The organism is Nocardia sp. NPDC004604, assembly GCF_040609795.1.
Taxonomy (GTDB): Bacteria; Actinomycetota; Actinomycetes; order Mycobacteriales; family Mycobacteriaceae; genus Nocardia.
On the sequence record NZ_JBEXLC010000002.1, the window covers coordinates 91,662 to 110,922 of the forward strand.

At 66.4% G+C, this 19,261-nt stretch carries 18 protein-coding genes; all 18 read right to left on the bottom strand.

The window, feature by feature from the left end; all coding sequences use genetic code 11:
- Positions 1 to 105 precede the first annotated feature (105 nt).
- The 18 genes from ABZW16_RS01735 to uraD all read right to left on the bottom strand — a co-directional run bounded on the left by ABZW16_RS01735 (position 106) and on the right by uraD (position 19,202).
- Positions 106 to 708: a TIGR03086 family metal-binding protein gene (locus ABZW16_RS01735; RefSeq protein WP_354951083.1), complete on the bottom strand. Its 603-nt coding sequence runs from the start codon at positions 706 to 708 to the stop codon at positions 106 to 108.
- 90 nt (positions 709 to 798) lie between these two features.
- Complete coding sequence (locus ABZW16_RS01740; RefSeq protein ID WP_354951085.1) at positions 799 to 1,722, bottom strand: DMT family transporter; 924 nt, start codon at positions 1,720 to 1,722, stop codon at positions 799 to 801.
- 189 nt (positions 1,723 to 1,911) lie between these two features.
- Positions 1,912 to 3,084 (bottom strand): allantoicase, encoded by a 1,173-nt coding sequence (gene alc, locus ABZW16_RS01745; RefSeq protein ID WP_354951087.1) that lies wholly within the window; start codon positions 3,082 to 3,084, stop codon positions 1,912 to 1,914.
- Positions 3,081 to 4,460: an allantoinase AllB gene (allB, locus tag ABZW16_RS01750; RefSeq protein ID WP_354951089.1), complete on the bottom strand. Its 1,380-nt coding sequence runs from the start codon at positions 4,458 to 4,460 to the stop codon at positions 3,081 to 3,083. The genes alc and allB overlap by 4 nt, the downstream gene beginning before the upstream one ends.
- 19 nt (positions 4,461 to 4,479) lie before the next feature.
- On the bottom strand, positions 4,480 to 5,778 hold the full coding sequence (locus ABZW16_RS01755) for a glycerate kinase (RefSeq protein WP_354951091.1): 1,299 nt from the start codon (positions 5,776 to 5,778) through the stop codon (positions 4,480 to 4,482).
- Positions 5,779 to 5,783: 5 nt separating this feature from the next.
- Positions 5,784 to 7,559, bottom strand: a complete 1,776-nt coding sequence (gene gcl, locus ABZW16_RS01760; RefSeq protein WP_354951093.1) for a glyoxylate carboligase — start codon at positions 7,557 to 7,559, stop codon at positions 5,784 to 5,786.
- A 2-nt stretch (positions 7,560 to 7,561) separates the two neighbouring features.
- The gene (locus ABZW16_RS01765; RefSeq protein ID WP_354951095.1) at positions 7,562 to 8,485 is read right to left on the bottom strand and encodes an NAD(P)-binding domain-containing protein; all 924 of its coding nucleotides are present in this window, start codon (positions 8,483 to 8,485) and stop codon (positions 7,562 to 7,564) included.
- Positions 8,482 to 9,285 (bottom strand): TIM barrel protein, encoded by an 804-nt coding sequence (locus tag ABZW16_RS01770; RefSeq protein ID WP_354951096.1) that lies wholly within the window; start codon positions 9,283 to 9,285, stop codon positions 8,482 to 8,484. Before ABZW16_RS01770 ends, ABZW16_RS01765 begins: the two co-directional genes overlap by 4 nt.
- Complete coding sequence (locus ABZW16_RS01775; RefSeq protein ID WP_354951098.1) at positions 9,282 to 9,662, bottom strand: gamma-glutamylcyclotransferase; 381 nt, start codon at positions 9,660 to 9,662, stop codon at positions 9,282 to 9,284. The genes ABZW16_RS01770 and ABZW16_RS01775 overlap by 4 nt, the downstream gene beginning before the upstream one ends.
- Positions 9,663 to 9,850: 188 nt before the next feature.
- Positions 9,851 to 10,918: an XdhC family protein gene (locus ABZW16_RS01780; RefSeq protein WP_354951100.1), complete on the bottom strand. Its 1,068-nt coding sequence runs from the start codon at positions 10,916 to 10,918 to the stop codon at positions 9,851 to 9,853.
- 4 nt (positions 10,919 to 10,922) lie between these two features.
- A complete protein-coding gene (locus ABZW16_RS01785; protein ID WP_354951102.1) occupies positions 10,923 to 12,365 on the bottom strand; it encodes an NCS2 family permease in 1,443 nt (480 codons plus the stop codon).
- A 128-nt stretch (positions 12,366 to 12,493) separates the two neighbouring features.
- A complete protein-coding gene (locus tag ABZW16_RS01790) occupies positions 12,494 to 14,827 on the bottom strand; it encodes a molybdopterin cofactor-binding domain-containing protein (RefSeq protein ID WP_354951104.1) in 2,334 nt (777 codons plus the stop codon).
- Positions 14,827 to 16,170, bottom strand: a complete 1,344-nt coding sequence (locus ABZW16_RS01795) for an 8-oxoguanine deaminase (RefSeq protein WP_354951106.1) — start codon at positions 16,168 to 16,170, stop codon at positions 14,827 to 14,829. The genes ABZW16_RS01790 and ABZW16_RS01795 overlap by 1 nt, the downstream gene beginning before the upstream one ends.
- A complete protein-coding gene (locus ABZW16_RS01800; protein WP_354951108.1) occupies positions 16,167 to 16,637 on the bottom strand; it encodes a (2Fe-2S)-binding protein in 471 nt (156 codons plus the stop codon). Before ABZW16_RS01800 ends, ABZW16_RS01795 begins: the two co-directional genes overlap by 4 nt.
- A complete protein-coding gene (locus tag ABZW16_RS01805) occupies positions 16,637 to 17,512 on the bottom strand; it encodes an FAD binding domain-containing protein (RefSeq protein ID WP_354951110.1) in 876 nt (291 codons plus the stop codon). Before ABZW16_RS01805 ends, ABZW16_RS01800 begins: the two co-directional genes overlap by 1 nt.
- Before the next feature lie 2 nt (positions 17,513 to 17,514).
- Positions 17,515 to 18,390 (bottom strand): factor-independent urate hydroxylase, encoded by an 876-nt coding sequence (pucL, locus tag ABZW16_RS01810; protein WP_354951112.1) that lies wholly within the window; start codon positions 18,388 to 18,390, stop codon positions 17,515 to 17,517.
- Positions 18,391 to 18,393: 3 nt separating this feature from the next.
- Positions 18,394 to 18,693 carry a hydroxyisourate hydrolase gene (uraH, locus tag ABZW16_RS01815; protein ID WP_354951114.1) on the bottom strand — a complete coding sequence of 100 codons (300 nt, stop codon included), beginning with the start codon at positions 18,691 to 18,693 and terminating at the stop codon, positions 18,394 to 18,396.
- Positions 18,690 to 19,202 carry a 2-oxo-4-hydroxy-4-carboxy-5-ureidoimidazoline decarboxylase gene (gene uraD / locus ABZW16_RS01820; protein WP_354951116.1) on the bottom strand — a complete coding sequence of 171 codons (513 nt, stop codon included), beginning with the start codon at positions 19,200 to 19,202 and terminating at the stop codon, positions 18,690 to 18,692. Before uraD ends, uraH begins: the two co-directional genes overlap by 4 nt.
- Positions 19,203 to 19,261: the final 59 nt, after the last annotated feature.

Sequence of the window (19,261 nt, forward strand, 5' to 3'; positions counted from 1 at the left end):
GCGCGGAATATCCGGTGGCGCTCCGGATTTCGGCACAGTGGCCCGTTCGAGCTACCTGTTGTGCTCGCCCGATAGACCAGCACGGCTGCGCACCGGGCGCGGCGCTCAGCCCGCCGCGCCGGGCGACTTCCACTCGGGATCGCGGCCGAACCAACCGGCGAGCCGTTCGTACGTGGGCGCGTCGGCGGGGACGGGCACCTCGAGGCCGAAGGCCTTATCGGGACCGCGGAATTCGGGGCGCAGCATGGTATGCGACCAGGCCAGGCCGTGTTCGGCGATGTGCGGATCCAGTTCCCGGTCCTGGCCGGTCGCGCGGGCCAGATCCCAGGCATGCATGGCCAATTCGGTCAGCTGCTGGTCGGCTCGACTGCGCAGCGGGGCTTCCCGGCCGCCGGGCCCCGAGACCGGGCGGTCCAGATCGGCGGAGCGCCAGGTATCGAGCACCGGTGCGGCCGCGGCGCGGAACTGCGCCGCCCAGTCCGGTCCGAGTTCCTCGGGCGGGGCCGCCCAGTCGGCCATCTCGCCGCGCACGGAGACCAGGAAATTCCGCAGGTCCTGCCCGATGACGTGGCGCACGAGCGCCTGCACATCCCAGTCCGTACAGGGCGTCGGCAGTGTCGCCTGCTCCGGGCGAATCGCCGCGATGACCTCGCCCATCTGCGTCAGTGCGCGGTCCATCAGGTCAACGGTGAGATCAGAAGTGTCCACGACTGCCGATTCTGCCCCGCGACGACCGGCGACGTGGCGGGAACACACGCCGAGCTCCGATCGGACTTTCCGGTGCGCGGCAGCTGCGATTCACGCAGCAGTTTCGGCCGCCTCAGGATCGACGGGCGCGGCGACGCGTGGGCGGGACCGGGTAATCGCCACACCGGCCAGACACAGGACACCACCGAAGATGGTCAGCGGGCCAGGTACCTCGTCGAGCGCGATCCACGACATCACAACAACGAGTGCGGGAACGACATAGGTGGTCGCGCCCATCTTTCCTGCGGTGGTGCGCGCCAGGGCGTAGGCCCAGGTGGTAAACGCCAATGCCGTCGGGAAGACGCCCAGGTATACCAGACTGAGCGTCGACGACAGTGGTGCCGCGGCGGCCTCGGTGATCAGTTGCCAGAAGAACGGCAGACAGGCGATCGTTCCGATGACGGAACCGAAGGTGGTCACCTGCAAGGCGGATGCACTCGCGAGCGCGGGCTTCTGCGCGATGGTCGATGCGGCCCAGACGATCGCGGCGATCAGACACAGCACGACACCGAGCACCGCGGCGCCACCGCCGTCGGTGGTCGAGAATCCGACCACGATCGTGCCCGCGAACGAGACCGCCATACCTGCCATCAGCCGGGCCGGAAAGCCCTCCCGCAGCACCAAACCGCCCAGTACCGCGATCAATACCGGTCCGATGCCGACGACCATCGCCGCGGTTCCGGCGTCGACATTGCGCTCCCCCCAGTTCAACGCCACCATATAGACGCCGAACCACAGCACCCCGGAGACGATGATGCCCGGCCATGCGGCTCGAACCGGCAGGCCCTCCCCCCTGATGACCAGCACCGCGACGAGCGTGACCGAGGCCGCGAGCAATCGCCCCAACGCCAGCGCGCCCGGCGAAAAATCGTGTCCCGCTGCGCGAATGAAGACGAAGGCCGAAGCCCACAACACCACCGCCACGGCCGCCGCGACAATGGCTTGCCGATCAGCCGACCCATCATCGCGCACCATGCGGCGAACGCTAGATCAACTCGGCCCCGATCGCCAGCGGATTTCGGACCACGCCCTGGTCCGGCTGCTCGGGGTTGTCCAGATGGTCGGGCCGGTCCGGAGCGCTTCGGGCTCAGCGCCCATTCCCGTGCCGATGTCACCCTGTCGATTCGACTCGGAAATGGGCGCTGCGGCCATTCCCCGCCGCGACTACCGTGCGAGGAGCGCGTCGATCACGGCCGACGGAACTGCATCGGGACTCGCAAAGGGGCGTTGCGCGAGCAGCTTCCTCGCATCGTCGTGCGCCAACCCGCCATCGGTGGCGAGCACCTGAAGTGCGTGCGGTTCCGGGAGGGCGTCGAGCCAGGCGACGGCATCGGCGACCAAGGTGGCCGGATCGATCTCACCGTGGACCCGGAGTCGGGCCACGCCGCCGTCGGGGTAGACATCGAGTCGCACATGGGTGACCGGCTCGCCCGCACCGATCCGGAAGAAGTGGCGGGCGTCGGGCTGCAACCGGGTCCGCGGCAGCAATTCGGTCCAGCTCGACGGATCGTCGAGATCGAGATCCGCGCCGGACGCGGCGTCCGCACCGCGCAGCACCGCCCAACCCGGCGCATTGCCAACGTAATTCGAAGTGTCGATCTCCACGCGCCGCACCGCACCGCGCGCGCCGAGCCGCACGGTGACGTAATCGTTGCCGGAGTCGCGGCGGCGCGCGCCCTCCCAGCCCTCGTCCATCTGCCGTGACCGGCCCGGCAACAGGATATTGGTCGGCGCGGAGAAGAACATATTCGAGCAGTCGACGACCCGGCCGCCGTGCTCCACTGCGGCGAGATCGACTGTGCCACTGAGGAAACGGGGATCCGGTAGTGCGGTGCCGTGCACCCGGAAGCGGGCGACGCCGCCGTCCGGGTAGATCGAGAGCCGCACGTGGGTGAAGCGACGCGCGTCGGTGACCTCGAAGAAGTTATCGGTATTGCCCTCGATTTCGGACTTCGCGACCAAGGTCACCCAATCGGCCTGCTGCAGTTCGGCCGGGGACGGCTGCCCCTCCACACTGGTCGCCTCGACCGAGGCGAAGGGCGGATAGTTGCCGATGAACCAGGCGGTATCGATGACGACACCGTGCACCCGACCGGGCACACCGAGCCGGATCAGCGCATAGTCGTTGCCGGTCTCGCGACGACGGCGGGTCTCCCAGCCGTCGTAGGTCTTGCCCTTGTGGCCGAAGTCCTCGGTGCTGAATACCGCACGGCCGGGCCGGATCAGGTTCTCCCGTTCGGCGAACAGTTCGTCATTGGCGTAGACCACACTGCCCGCGAGCGCGCGGGAGGCGAGATCGGGCAGTCGGGTGAAGGCGGGGGCGGTTCGATCGGTCATACTTCTCCTCGGGCCAGGAGCCGCCCCTGCGGCTCGTCGTCGATATCGATTCGGTTGCCGCGCAACCAGGTACCGCGCACCGCACCCGCCAGCGGGCGGGCCGCGTACGGCGTGACGGCGTTCTTGTGGTGCAGGCGGTGTGCGTCGACAACGAAGGCGTCATCGGGTGCGAAGACGCAGAAATCCGCGTCGTAGCCGACCTCGATGGCACCCTTGTGGCGCAGACCGGCGTATCGGGCCGGTGCTCGGCTCATCCAGCGGGCGAGGTCGACCAGGGTGAACCCGCGCAGGCGCGCCTCGGTCCATACGGCCGAAAGGCCGAGCTGCAGTGAGGAGATCCCGCCCCACGCGCGGGCGAAGTCACCGGTGTCGAAACACTTCAGGTCCGCGGTCGATGGCGAGTGGTCCGAGACCACCATGTCGATGGTGCCATCGCGCAACCCGGCCCAGAGCAGCTCGCGATTGCCGCTCTCGCGGATCGGCGGGCAGCATTTGAATTGTGTTGCCCCGTCCGGAATTTCCTCGGCCGCGAACGACAGGTAGTGCGGACAGGTTTCGGCGGTGATCCGGACGCCATCGCGGCGGGCCGAGGCGATCATCGGCAGCACATCCGAACTCGATACGTGCAGAATGTGTACGCGGCAGCCGGTCCAGCGAGCCAGTTCGATCACCTGGGCGACGGCCAGATTCTCCGCACCGCGCGGACGCGAACGCAGGAATCCGGAGTACTTGTCCCCCTGTGGAATCGGTGCGCGCTCGATCGCATGCGCGTCTTCGGCGTGCACGATGAGCAGTCCGTCGAACGATCGGATCTCGCGCATCGCCAGCTCCAGCCCGGTGGCGTCCAGTGCCGGGAATTCGTCGACGCCGGAGTGCAGCAGAAAGCATTTGAAGCCGAATACACCGGCATCCTGCAGCGGGCGCAGATCTGCCACATTCCCCGGGATCGCCCCGCCCCAGAACCCGACATCGACGTACACCCGATCCCGCGCGGTCTTGCGCTTCACCTCGAGTGCCGCGAGATCGCAGGTCGGCGGAATGCTGTTGAGCGGCATATCGATAATCGTGGTGACACCACCGGCGGCGGCCGCCTTGGTCGCACTCGGGAAGCCCTCCCATGCGGTGCGCCCCGGATCGTTGACGTGCACATGCGCATCCACGACACCGGGCAGCAGCACCTCGTCCGCGGCCAGTTCGACAACCGATTTGGCGGCCAAGGCGGAGTCCAGCGGCTCGACCGCCACGATCCGACCGTCGCGCACGCCGACCGAGCCGCTGGTCTCCCCCGCCGTCCCGATGATCCGCTGCGCACGGATCACCAGGTCCAGGTGGGCGGGGACCGGTGAAATCGTCTTGATCTCAGAGTTTTTCCGCATCACGCGACTCTGTCGTTGTTCATCGAAATCTCCCGTCGAAGGTCCTCGCGCCATCGCCGTTGTGGGAGGCGGTCGCGATAATGTCATCGGCCGGGTCCGCTATCCTGCGCTGCGGAGTGGACGGCTCGGCGGCATGGTCTGTCGACACTTGGTCCGGCGACCAGCGCCCGGCAGATGGCCGCTCGGTCGTCGGATCCGGCGCCAGATGTTCGGCGGCAATCCGCATACCCAGCCGCTCGAGCAGCAGTTCACCCTCCGCGAAGCAGCGCGCGATATCCGGTTCGATATCGGCAAGGGCGTATGCGGCGGCGAACCCCGCTGCACGCAATCGCTCGGTGGGCAACACATTCCGGCCACAGACGGCGACTACCGGCACACCGGAAAACCGCGCGGCGGTGGCGACACCAGCCGGTGCCTTGCCGTACAGGGTCTGCTCGTCGAGCATGCCCTCCCCGGTCACCACCAGATCCGCACCGGCCACCCGCTCGCCGAAACCGACCAGCTCCTGCACCAATTCGATCCCGGGACGCAGCCGAGCACCGAGCACCGTGACGGCGGCGAATCCGACCCCGCCCGCCGCACCGGCACCCGCACGATCACGCAGATCGGTGCCGGTTGCGGCCGCGACACAGTCGGCCCAATGCGTGAGCGCCGCATCCAGCGTCGCCACTTGGTCACCATCGGCGCCCTTTTGCGGACCGTAGACAGCCGCCGCACCGCGCGGACCGGTGAGCGGATTGTCGACATCGCAGGCGACGGTGATTTCGACCCCGGCCAGCCGTTCCCGCACCTTCGCAAGGTCGATCGTGTGCAGCCGCGCCAAGGCCGCACCGCCGTCACCGATTTCGGCCCCGTCGGCATCGATCAGCCGTGCACCGAGCGCTCGCAGCAGTCCGGCGCCGCCATCGGTGCCAGCGCTACCGCCGATGCCGAGCAGCACCCGGCGGCATCCGGCCTCGATCGCCGCGGCGATGACCTCGCCGGTGCCCCGGCTGGTCGCGGTCATCGGCGCGAACTCACCGCCCGGCAGTCGCACGAGTCCGGATACATCCGCCAACTCCACCACGGCGATATCCTCGCGGCGGGCATACGCCGTGCACACCGGTTCGCCGGTGGGTCCGGGCGCGGTCAGCAGCACCGCCTCGTACCCGGCGGCCAAGGCGGCGGCGACGGTGCCGTCCCCACCGTCCGCGATCGGCACCACCGACACCTCGGCATCGGGCCGAATGCGGTGGATACCGGTGCGGACCGCGGCACCGACCTGAGCGGCGGTCAATGACCCCTTGAACTTGTCGGACGCGATCAGGACTCGAGGCATGACGCTCAGTCCAGCTGTGCGGTCGCGGTGGGCACGTCGGCGGCGGACTGAGCCAGTTCCTCGAATTCGACGATATTGTCGATCTCGAGTCCCATCGACACATTCGTGACGCGTTCGAGAATGACCTCGACGACCACCGGCACCCGGAATTCGGCGACGAGCTTCTTCGCCTCATCCAGTGCGGGACCGATCCAGGCCGGATCGAATACCCGAATCGCCTTGCAGCCCAGGCCTTCCGCGACCTTGACATGATCGACACCGTAGCCGGCCAGCTCCGGGCTGTTGATATTGTCGAAGGCCAACTGCACGTAGTAGTCCATATCGAAGGCCCGCTGTGCCTGACGGATCAGGCCCAGATACGAGTTGTTCACCACGACATGGATGTATGGGATATTGAACTGCGCGCCGACCGCCAATTCTTCGATCAGGAACTGGAAGTCGTAGTCACCCGACAGCGCCACCACGGTGGATTCGGGATCGGCGGTGGCGACACCGATGGCCGCTGGCACGGTCCAGCCCAGCGGTCCGGCCTGACCCGCGTTGATCCAGTGCCGCGGCCGGTAGACGTGCAGCAGCTGCGCCGCCTGGATCTGTGAGAGGCCGATGGTGCTGACGTAGCGCACATCGGGTCCGAACGCCTTGTTCATCTCCTCGTAGACCCGCTGCGGTTTGATCGGCATATCGTCGAAGTGCGTCTTGCGCAGCCCCACCTGTTTCCGGTTGCGGCACTGCTCGGCCCACACGCTGCGATCCGACAGCCGCCCAGCAGCGGCGCGTTCCCGCGCGACCTCGATAAAGATCCGAAGCGCGGCACCCGCATCGGAGGTGATACCGAAATCCGGTGCGAAGACGCGGCCGATCTGGGTCGGCTCGATATCGACGTGTACGAAGGTGCGGTCCTTGGTGTAGGTGTCCACACCGCCGGTATGCCGATTGGCCCAACGGTTTCCGATGCCGAGGACGAAATCGGACTCCAGCAGGGTGGCATTGCCGTACCGGTGCGAGGTCTGCAGACCGACCATGCCGGCGTGCAGTGCGTGGTCATCGGGAATCGTGCCCCAGCCCATCAGGGTCGGCACCACCGGAACGCCGGTCAGTTCGGCGAATTCGACCAGCAATGCCGCGGAATCGGCATTCACGATGCCGCCGCCCGCGACAATGAGCGGGCGTTGCGCCGCGCTCAACATCTCGATGGCCTTGACCGCCTGCGCCCGCGTCGCGGACGGACGAAGCACCTCTAGCGGCTCGTACGTCTCGATATCGAATTCGATTTCGGCGAGCTGCACATCGACCGGCAGATCGATCAGCACCGGACCGGGACGCCCTTCCCGCATCAACCGGAACGCCTTCTGGAAGGTGCCCGGCACCTGCGCGGGCTCGAGCACCGTGACGGCCCACTTGCTGACCGGCGCGGCGATCGAGGCGATATCGACGGCCTGGAAGTCCTCCTTGTGCAATTTGGCCACCGGCGCCTGACCGGTGATGCACAGAATCGGAATGGAATCCGCACTGGCCGAATACAGACCGGTGATCATATCGGTGCCCGCCGGACCCGAGGTCCCGATGCAGACACCGATATTGCCGGGCGTGGCACGGGTGTAGCCCTCGGCCATATGCGAGGCCGCTTCGACGTGGCGGGCCAGCACATGCCTGATGCCGCCGTGCGCGCGCATGGCGCTGTAGAAGGGGTTGATCGCGGCACCGGGCAAACCGAATGCCTGTGTCGCACCTTCCTTTTCGAGAATCAGAACCGCGGCGTCCACGGTGCGCATGCGTGCCATGGTCAGTTCGCCCCGCCCCGACCCGACAGCGCCTCGGCGACCTTCAGCAGACCGGAGTGGTCCAGCGAACCGTGTCCCATGGCGCGGGCGGCGGCGATCAGCTGCGCGGTGAGCGCGCCCATCGGGATCGACACCTCGGCGTCGCGGGCGGCCTGCAGGATGATGCCCATATCCTTGTGGTGCAGGTCGATACGGAAGCCGGGCTTGAAGTCGCGCTTCAGCATGGACGCGCGCTTGAGTTCGAGGATCTTGCTGCCCGCGAGTCCGCCCGCCAGCACATCCAGGCCCTTCTCGGCATCGGCGCCCAGGTTCTCCATCAGCAGAATCGCCTCGGCCACCAGCGCGTAGGTGCCGCCGACGACGAGTTGGTTGGCGGCCTTGACCACCTGACCGGCGCCGTTCGGGCCGACCAGTGCGAAGGTTTTGCCGACCGCCTCGAAAATTGGGGTGGCCGCGGCGAAGTCGGCCTCGGCACCGCCGACCATGATCGACAGTGCGGCATTGATTGCGCCGGGCTCACCGCCGGAGACCGGGGCATCGAGCACGCGCAGGCTCTTCTTGGCGCCCTGCTCAGCGGTCCAGCGTGCGGTCTTCGGCGTAATGGTGGAGAAGTCGATGTAGAGCGTGCCGGGGGCGGTGTGTACCAGGATATCGGCGAAGACCGCCTCGACGTGCTCGTCCTGGGGCAGCATCGTGATGACGATGTCCTTGTCCCGCACCGCTTCCGCGACACCGGAGGCGGTCGAGCCACCCGCGGCCTTCAGCTTCTCCAGACCGGTTGGGCCGATATCGTAGCCGGTCACCTCATGTCCGGCCTTGACCAAGTGGCCCGCCATCGGGCTGCCCATGATCCCCAGGCCGATAAAGCCGATCTTGCGCCCACCCGTCGCGCCCCCCGCGGAATCGCTTCGCGATACTGTACTCATTTGATCCACTTCCAATTCAGCTCGGGGTCTTTGTATTCGAGGCCGATCCAGCCGTCGTAGCCGCTCTCGGCGAGGGTTTGGAACAGCGCGGCGAAGTCGAGTTCACCGGTGCCGGGACGGCCGCGCCCCGGATTGTCGGCGATCTGTACATGGCCGATATGCGGTGCGTGCGTGCGGATTACCGAGTGCAGCTCCTCGCCCATCCGCGCAAGGTGGTAGAGGTCGCAGAGGAAGCGCACATTGGGCGCGCCGGTCTGCTCAATGATCTGTACTGCGTGCGCCGCGCTCACGATCGGATAGTTCGGCGACTCAAAGGAATTCAGCGCTTCCAGCAGGACCGTGGCACCGATGACGCCTGCCGCCTGTGCGGCCAGGCGCAGGTTCTCCAGCGCGAGTTCGTCCTGCTTCTCCGGACTCTCGCCCTCGACCCGGTTGCCGTACAGGGCGTTCAGCGCGCGGCAGCCGGTCTCCTCGGCGATGCCGACGGCGACATCGATATTGTCGCGCAACCGGGTGACCTCGCTCGGAATCGAGACCAGCCCGCGGCCGCCCGCCGGAATCAGATCGATGAAGTTCAGCCCGACCAATTCCACACCGGCATCACGGATCGCGCGGACGAATCCGTCGATCTCCTTATCGCCCGGCGTCGGATCCTCCCCGAACGGCCACCAGAGTTCGACCGCGTCGAATCCGGCTCGCTTTGCTGCGGCGGGCCGTTCGAGCAGCGGGAGATCGGTGAACAGAATCGAGCAATTGACGTCGAATTTCGGGAATGCGACGCCCTCGGCCTGCTTGGTCATTCAGCTCCTTCACGGTATTTCCGCCAGCTGCCGATGGCGGTGATGTCGATCAGCTCCGGATATGAGGTGGGCGGTCGGCGCAGCAGCATCGACAGGACCGAACGGCCGTCATCGAGTTCGATTGCGCCGAGTTCGAGTTCGGGCGGTTCGGCTGGTAGCAGCCGCTGCCGCAGCACCTCCATCGGCACGTCGAAGAGTTCGCCGGAGATCGAGTCGCCGCCGTCCGCGGCGGGATCCAGACCCGGGAACCGGTTGCCGACCGAATAGAAACGATAACGCGGTGCGGTTTTCGCTTCCCCCGCGAAAGGCGCACCGTCCAGCAGATGATTGAGCGGTCCGCCGCGCATGGCGGAACCATTCAGAAATATCAGCGGCATTCAGCGGTTCCTTTGTTCGCAATTTCATCAATTATGTTGGCCGACCGCACTGTCGGAACAGCGGTAATGAGCACGAAGCCGATCGAATATCCCGAAGTCGATTTCGTAGGATGCTCCAGCCCCGGACTCGACGCCGAAGCCACGCACCCCGCGTACCGGGTGTACAGATGCACGGCGGGGTGCGCGGCTCACCGGACCGGGAGCAGGTCCCGGTGGATCGGTCCGCCGGTGGTGGTGAGCGGTTGGGCCGAACCGCCACGGCGGATCGCGACGATCTCGGCAGCGATGGATACCGCGGTCTCCTCCGCGGTGCGCGCGCCCAGATCCAGGCCTATGGGTGAATGCAATTGGGCCAGTTCGGATTCCGTCACACCTGCGGCACGCAGGCGGGCCATGCGGTCCTCGTGGGTGCGACGGGAACCCATCGCGCCCACATAGGCCACCGGCAGTCGCAGCGCCACCTCGAGCAGTGGAATATCGAATTTGGCATCATGGGTGAGCACACACAGCACGGTGCGCGAGTCGACCTGTGTGCGTGCCAGATAGCGGTCCGGCCACTGCACGACGATCTCGTCGGCATCCGGGAAGCGCGCACGGGTGGCGAAGACCGGGCGAGCGTCGCATACCGTGACGTGATATCCGAGGAAGCGCCCGATCCGAGTGACGGCGGCCGCGAAATCTATGGCGCCGAAGACGATCATGCGCGGCGGAGGTACGTAGGATTCCACGAAAACCGTGACTTCGCCCGCACCACAGCCGATCTCGCGCATACCGGTGGCGCCCATCTCGAGCATTGCCCTGGCCTCGACCACGACCGGCCCGTCGAACGCCGCGCCGACGGTCCACCAGGAGCCGATCGCCATGGCCGCACCGGTTTTCAGATCCCGTACCAGCGCGACCGGCTCATCGGTGCGCAGGATCGCCTCGATGGCGACCCGTTCGACCGCGGTGATCGGCTGGACGAAGACCTCGAGTTCGCCGCCGCAGGTCAATCCGACCGCGAAGGCGTCATCATCGCTGTATCCGAAGGTTTCGCGCATCGGCTGCCCGGTGCGCAGGACCTCACGGCAGAGTTCGTATACCGCGCCCTCGACACAGCCACCGGAGATACTTCCGATGACAATGCCGTCGGCGTCGACCGCCAGCGCCGCACCCGGCGGCCGCGGGGCACTGCCGGTGACGCCGATGACGGTGGCGACGGCGTAATCCTTGTCCGCCGCATGCCATTTCCGAAGTTCTGCCGTGAGGTCGCGCATGGTGCTATCCGCCCAGGAGTAGTTCGATGACCGAGATGCCGAAGTAACCGGCGAAGACGAGGCTCACCACCCCGATCAGCCAATGGATTTCACGGAATTTGCCGCGCGCCACCTTGATCACCACAAAGGCGATGAGGCCAGCGCCGACACCGTTGGTGATCGAGTAGGTGAACGGCATGAGCACGATCGTCAGGAAGGCGGGTACCGCCACCTCCAGATCGTTCCAGTCGATCTTGCGGGCCTGGGTCATCATCAGCGCACCGACGATCACCAGCGCCGGAGCGGCGGCCTGGATCGGCACCACCGCGGCGAGCGGGGTGAAGAATACTGCGAGGCAGAACAGTCCACCGGTGACCAGGCTGGTCAGACCGGTACGGGCGCCCTCACCGACACCCGTCGCGGACTCGACGTACACGGTATTGCCCGCACCGCCGCTGACACCGCCGATGATCTGCGCGACACCGTCGATGGTCAGGACCTTGCCGAGGCTGGGCATGGTGCCCTTCTCATCGAGCAGACCGGCCTCGTCACAGACGCCGAAAACCGTTCCCATGGCGTCGAAGAACCCGGTCAGCACCAGGGTGAACAGCACGACCCCCGCGACCAGCCCGCCCGCCTCGGCGAATCCGCCGAACAGGTCGATATGCAGTGCCAGTCCGAAATCGGGTGCGGCGAAGAAACCCTTCGGCTTCTCCGGCACCACCGGCCCCCAGGTCTGTGGATCGATCGTGGCCGCTGCGTTGACAATGATGGCGAGCACCGTCGCGATGGCGATGCTGATCAGAATCGCACCGGGCACCTTGCGGATGAACAGCGCCAGCATGACCAGCAGGCCGACCGCGAAAACCACCACGGGCCAACCGGATAGATGACCACCGGCCCCGAGGGTGACCGGCGGACCGGTCTGCGCGCCGTGTCCCACCACCCCGGCCGAGACCAGCCCGATCATGGCGATGAACATGCCGATCCCGACGCCGATGGCATTCTTGAGACCGAGCGGAATGGCGTTGATGATCATCGTCCGCAACCCGGTCGCGGCCAGGATCACGATGATCACGCCCATCAGTACGACCAAACCCATGGTCTGCGGCCAGGTCATATGTGGTGCGGCCTGGAAGGCGACCACCGGAACCACACCGAGACCCGCGGCGAGCGCCAGGGGCACATTGCCCGCAACGCCCATCAGGATGGTGCTGAGTCCCGCGGAAAATGCGGTGGCCGTGGTGAGTTGAGCAATGCTCAGCTTGTCACCGTTGACATCCGCGACGCCGCCGAGAATCAGCGGCACCAGTAGGATGACATAGGCCATGGCGACGAAAGTGGTGATGCCGCCACGGATTTCGCGGGAAACGGTGGTTCTGCGTTCGCTCAGCCGGAAGAACCGGTCGAGCGCAGACCTTCCTGCTACCGGCTCTGGCGTGCTGGGCTTGGTCTGTATCTGGGTCATTGGCGTGCCCTCCTCGGGGCGTAGCCGACCTACGGTCGGGACTTCTCATCCAGACCGCTCGGTTCGGGTACTGCTGTTGTGGGGTCTGTCCAGTCCAACAGTTGGTCAGTCCTGGTTGCCCCTGTTGATCAACTGCTCCGGATGATGTCTTCCGGTCGCACCGGCACTCGGTTGATGTGCACGTTTCCACCCCGTGATCGGCACGCGTCACGGATCGCGGCGGCAATCGCGGGGGTGGAGGAGAGCGTGGGCGGCTCTCCGGCGCCACGCAGCCCGTAGGGGGCGTGCGGATCGGCATTTTCGAGAATCTCCAGCCGCTGTGACGGCGTATCGAGAATCGTCGGGATCAGGTAGTCGGTGAAGGACGGGTTGCGCACCTTGCCGTCTTTGACCTGAATTTCCTCCATGACCGCCAGGCCGAGCCCCTGAACGGAGCCGCCGTGGATCTGGCCCTCCAGGGACAGGCGGTTCATGATCTTGCCCACGTCCTGGACCGCGTCCAGGGAGACGACCTTGACCAGGCCGAGGTCTGTGTCCACGTCCACCACGGCGCGGTGTACGCAGAGAGCCAGTTGGGTGTGGCTATTTCCCTGTCCCGTAACGGGATCCATACCGGTGGTCGGCCGGTGGTGGTACTCGCGGGTCTCTTCGATCACCCCCTCATCCAGGACATCGACGATCGCCGCGAGCACCTCCCCCCGGCTCGAGACCACTTTGCCGCCGACCAGACGCAGCCCCAGCGACGGCCCGAACTTGGCCTGCGCCAGCGCGAGTACGCGTTGCCGGACGGCTTCACACGCCGCCTTCACCGCGCCACCGGTCATATAGGTCTGCCGGGAGGCGGATGACGAACCGGAGTCGCCGATCTGGTTATCGGCCGGGGCAATGGTGACCCGTTCGATGCCGAGTTCGGTGCGTGCGATCTGCGCCTCGACCGTCACCAGCCCCTGGCCGACCTCGGCGGCCGCGGTGTGCACCAGCGCAACCGGTTCTCCCGCGATGACTTCCAGCCGCACCCGCGCGGTCGAGTAGTCGTCGAAGGCCTCGGAGAAGCAGATGTTCTTGATGCCGACGCCGTAGCCGACACCACGCACCACCCCCTCGCCGTGCGTGGTCTGCGATGCGCCACCGGGCAGATTGCGGATATCCGAGGCGTCCAACTCGGGGGGCATCGGCATATCGCGCAACTGCCCCAGCATCTCGGCCATCGGCGTCGGCGCGTGCAGCACCTGACCGGTCGCCAGCTTGGAACCCTGTGATACCGCGTTGATCTGGCGCACGTGCACCGGATCGAGATCCAGTGCCTCGGCGACCTTGTCCATCATCGACTCGTGTGCGAAACATGCTTGGACAGCACCGAATCCACGCATCGCGCCACACGGCGGGTTGTTGGTGTAGACACCGTAGGCGTCGATCTCGATATGCGGGATCTCGTACGGGCCGACCGCCAGCGAGGACGCGTTACCGGTGACATTCAGCGTCGCCGAGGTGTACGCGCCACCGTCGAGGACGATGACAACCTTTGCGTAGGTGAGCTTTCCGATGGCATTGGCACCATATTCGTAGAGCATCTTCGCCGGGTGTCGGTGCACGTGCCCGAAGAACGACTCCTCGCGGTTGTACACCATCTTGACGGGCTTGCCGGTGTGCATGGCCAGCATGCCCGCGTGGATCTGCATGGACAGGTCCTCACGGCCGCCGAAGGCTCCGCCGACACCGGCCATGGTCATGCGGATCTGGTCGTCGGCCAAGCCGAGGCACGGGCCGATCTGGGACAGATCATTGTGCATCCACTGGGTGGCGACGTAGAAGTCGAGCCCGCCGTCCTCGGCCGGAATCACCAAGCCGGATTCGGGGCCGAGGAATGCCTGGTCCTGAATGCCGACCTCGAATTCCTCGGCGACCACCACGGTCGCCAGTGCCCGGCCCACGGTGATATCGCCGACGCGCACCGGCTGGTGGCGGGCGATACCGCCGCGTTCCTGCACCTTCAGCCGATTCGGAGCCGAGATCACCGCCATCGGATCGGTAATGGGTTCCAGTACCTCCCAATCGATGTCGATGGCGGCCAGGGCGCGCCGGGCGATCTCGGGGTGGTCGGCGGCGACCAGGGCGATGGGTTCACCGTGGTGGCGCACCTCACCGACGGCCAGGACCGGCTGATCCCAGGTGTGGTCGAGACCGTATACCTTGCGACCGGGCACATCCTCATGGGTGAGCACGGCGTGCACACCGGTCATGGCCAGTGCGGGCGCGATGTCGATATTGCGGATAATCGCCCGCGGATGCGGGCTGCGCAGGGTCGCGCCCCACAGCATGCCGTCGATCCACAGGTCGGAGGAATAGGCGAACTCGCCCTTGACCTTCAAGGTGCCATCGGGACGCAGCGGACTCTCGCCGATGCCGCCTTTGCCCGGCGCGGCGACCTCACCCGGGAAGCGGGTGGTCCGTGGGATGGTCATCATGCCTCCTGTCGCATCAGCCGTTTCCGGGCCGCGACACCGGCTCGACCGACGACATCCTGTGCGACGGTGCGCAATTCGTCGTTCTCCACGACGGTGCGTCCGCCCACCAGCAGTCGGGCCAGCGGCGGTGTCGGTCCGAAAACCAAGGAGCAGACCGGATCTTCGATCGCCGAGCGGAAGCCGTCGACCCGCCAGATGGCCAGATCGGCGAGTTTGCCGGGTTCGATACTGCCGATCTCGTGGTGGCGGCCGAGATTACGGGCGCCGCCGAGCGTGCCGATCTCGAGTGCCTGGCGCGCGGTGAAGGCGGTCGGCCCATTGACCGCGCGCTGGAACAGCATGGCCTGACGCATTTCTCCGGCCAGCGAGGTGAGTTCGCTCGAGGCCGCGCCGTCGACTCCGAGGCCCACCGGCGCACCGGCGGCCACCAGATCACTGACCCGGGCGATACCGGCACCGAGCCGGGCATTCGAGCTCGGGCAGTGTGCGGAACCGCTGCCGGTTTCGGCGAAGCGACGGATATCGGCGTCGTGCAGATGGACGGCGTGGGCGAACCAGACGTCCTCACCGAGCCAGCCGAGCTTTTCCATATATTCGACCGGGGTGCAGCCCATCTGCTCGATGCAGTGTTCTTCCTCGTCTAGTGTCTCGGCGAGATGGGTATGCAGCCGAACGCCTTTGGCGCGTGCGAGGGTGGCGGAATCGACCATCAGGCCCTCGCTGACCGAGAATGGCGAGCAGGGTGCCACCGCGACCCGCAGCATCGAGTCGAACGACGGATCGTGATACTTATCGATGACTTCGGCGGTGTGGGTGAGGATTTCGTCGCGGCTCTCGACCACCTCGTCCGGCGGCAGACCGCCGTCCTTCTGCCCGCGGTCCATGGAACCGCGGCACGGGTGGAAGCGCAGGCCGATCTCGCCGGCCGCGCGCACCTCGGCCTCGAACAGATCGCCGCGGCCCTTCGGGAAGATGTAGTGATGATCGCTGCTGGTGGTGCAGCCGGTCAGCGCCAGCCAGCCCAGGCCAGCGGAGGCCGCGCCGTAGACGACGTCCGCGTCCATGCGCGCCCAGGTGCGGTAGAGGCCGGTCAGCCATTCGAACAGGGTCGAATCTTGGAACAGACCCTGGCTCGCCCACTGGTAGAGATGGTGGTGGGTGTTGACCAGGCCGGGCGTGACCAAACAGCCTGTGCCGTCGATCCTTTCGGCATCGGTCACGATCGGCGCGGGCCCAGCCCCGAGGGATTCGATACGGCCATTGGCGATTACGACATATCCGGACGCAATCTCGTCACCGACGACCGGCGCAATATACGCGTTCTCAATGACAACGTTCATTTGCCCGCCTTACGTGCCGCGGCCAGTCGCACCGCGTCGAGGATCTTCTCGTATCCCGTACAACGGCAGAGGTTTCCGGCGAGCGCCTCGCGGATCTCCACATCGGAGGGATTCGGATTGCGTTGGATGAGGTCGTGCGCCTGCACGATGAGACCCGGTGTGCAGAAACCACACTGGACCGCACCGGCCTCGACGAACGCCTCCTGCATCGGATCGAGCTTCGCCCCCTTGGCCAGCCCCTCGACCGTACGCACCGAGCGATCCTGCACCTGCCCCGCGGCCACCAGACAGGAACACACGGGGGTGCCGTCCAAATAGACTGTGCACGAACCACATTCGCCTTGCTCGCAGGCGTTCTTGGAGCCGGGCAGGCCCATCCGCTCGCGGAGCATATAGAGGAGGCTCTCGCCCTCCCACACATTGTCGACGGTCTCTTGCGAGCCGTTGACGTCGAAGGTCACACGCATCAGGCTGCCCTCCTTCTTTCTGCCAGGTAGTCCGTCCACGCCCAGGACAGGGTGCGGCGGGCCAGCACCGTCAGGGCATGTTTGCGGTATTCCGCGGTGCCGCGCACGTCATCGATCGGCTTGGCGGCGGCGGAGGCCAGTTCGCCGAAGTCGCGGATGACCTCGAAAGGCAACGGGGACGGGTCATCCCAGTCGAGGGTGGTGGCCAGGAACTCCTCGGCCGGGCCCGCCCGCAGCGGGGTCGGTCCGGCGGAACCGATGCCGGTGCCGACCGTGCGGGTATCGGGGTGCAGCGCGATCGAGAACGCGCAGACCGCGATCACCATGGCATTGCGGGTGCCGACCTTGGAGAAGTACTGCGGTCCCGTGGCGGGCTCTATCCAGATGGCGCGGATCAGCTCGTCGGGCTCCAGTGCGTTCTTCTTCACCCACACGTAGAAGTCGTCGATCGGGATCAGGCGGGTACCACGCGCGGCGGACTCCACTTCGATCACCGCATTGGCCGCCAGTAGCGCGGGATGGGCGTCCCCGGCCGGAGACGCGCCGCCGAGATTGCCGCCGACCGTGCCGCGGTTGCGGATCTGCGGCGAACCGACCGTGCGCGAGGCCTGTGCCAGGCCGGGCAGCTGCTGGCCCAGCCGGTTGATGATGCGCACGTACGGGACGCCAGCGCCGATCCGGATTCGACCGTTGGCCTCAGTCGAATAGTCGAACAGATCGCGACAGCGGTTCAGGTCGAGCAGTGCCGCCGGGCGGCCGTGGTCGAAGTTGAGTTCGACCATGACGTCGGTGCCGCCCTGGATGGGCTTGGCCTCCGGATTCGCGGCCTTCAGCGCAAGCGCCTCGGCCCAGGTATCGGGTCGTAGGAAATCCATCGTCACTCCCAGGCCGGTCCGGGCGCGGGGGCCTCCTCGCTGAGCACGGTGCCTTCGATCAGGCCATAGGGCCGATCGGCGGCGAAGAACACCTCGTTGTCGTTCGCCAGTCCGAAGCCCGACAGGTCCACCACGAAGTGGTGCCTATTGGGCAGCGACAGCCGCACCTCACAGACCTCGGGGACCGCGCTGATCACCCGGTCGCCCATGGCGTAGAGGGTCTGCTGCAGCGAGTAGCTGTAGGTGTCGGCGAATGCCTCCAACAGCGCGCCGCGGACCTCGCGGTAGGCCTCGTCCCAATCACCCGGTTCGCTCGCGAAACGCCACTCCGCGTTGACCTCGGTGGCCAGCACCCGGTCGTAGGCCTCCTGCAGGGTGGTGTACTTGTCCTTGAGGTAGCCGTGGAATTCCGAGCCGGTGGAATTGAGCACCACCAAACCCGTCAAACCCGATACCACCCAGGCGTTTTCGCCGTCGTAGTGCACGCGTGCGGTGCGGGTCTCCTGGCCGGAGCGCACGAACGAATGCTGCTTGTCGCTGGGGCCCACCACAATGCGTTCCCACGCGTACTCCTCCAGGGAGACCCGCGCGTGGTGGATGGGCGGCTGCGAGTCGACGAAATGCCGTGCCAGCAGCAGACCGAACGCCTCCGGCGAGGTGATGCCGTGCTCCTTGGCGAAGGCGAAGACGGTGTTCTTCTGGGTGTCGGTCGGCAGGACCGTCGCATTGTCACCGGTCAGGTGGACCTCGTCCATGTCACCGGATAACGCCACACCGACGTTCAGATCCCGGATCTCGTGGATGCCACCGGTTTTCGTCACCCGGACGACCCGGTTTTCCGCTTTGCCGTATCTATTCGGCCCGAGCTTGATCGACATTGTTCAGCTACCTCGGTAGGTCGAGTAGGAGTAGGGACTGAGCAGCAGCGGCACGTGGTAGTGCTCGGCTGGGTCGGCGACGCGGAAGTCGATGGTCACCGACGGGTAGAACGGGCTGAGGTCACCGGTGTCGAAAATCAGCCGGTGCGCACCGATTTCGGGAGCGGGCAGATCCTTGACGCGCCCGTCGTCGTCGGTGCGACGCTCGGCGAGCACGGTGCCGTCGGCCCTTTCCAGCCGCACCGCCAGCCCCGCGGCCGGGCGGCCGGACCCCGCGTCCAGCACATGGGTGGACAGACTCACTTGTCCTCCAACAGCTTTCGGATCCGCAGCCGGGTGATATCGGCGAGTTCGCGTTGGGTTGCGATGCGTTCACCCTCGGCGGTATTCGCCAGGCGCCTGCGCAGTTCGGCGCGGATCTGCTCGGCCGAGCGGCCGGCGGCGCGGATCAGGAAGACATGTCCGAACCGCTGCTCATAGGCCAGGTTGCCCGCGGCGATATCGGCGAGGACCTGCCGGTCGGCATTCGCGGTCCCCGACTGCTCACCGGCGGACCACTTCGCCTCGCGCTCGTGCGTGCCCGCCTTCGCGCGGTCGCCGATGCGCGGATGCGCGGACAGCGCCTGCTCGATATCCGGCCAACTCAGCTCCTGCACCCCGGCGACGGCGGCGGCCATCAGGCTCGTGCTGTCCACGTAGGGCCGGTGCGCCGCCACCTTCTGTGCCCAGACATGCGAGGCACAGCAGGTCAGCAATTCCGCCTCGGCCTGATCCGGTGGCAGCGAGTTGAGCCATCCGATCTCACCTGACATCCGATCTCCATTTCGAGGTTGTTTTGCGATGGGAGTAAGTACACCCGCCGTTCATCAGC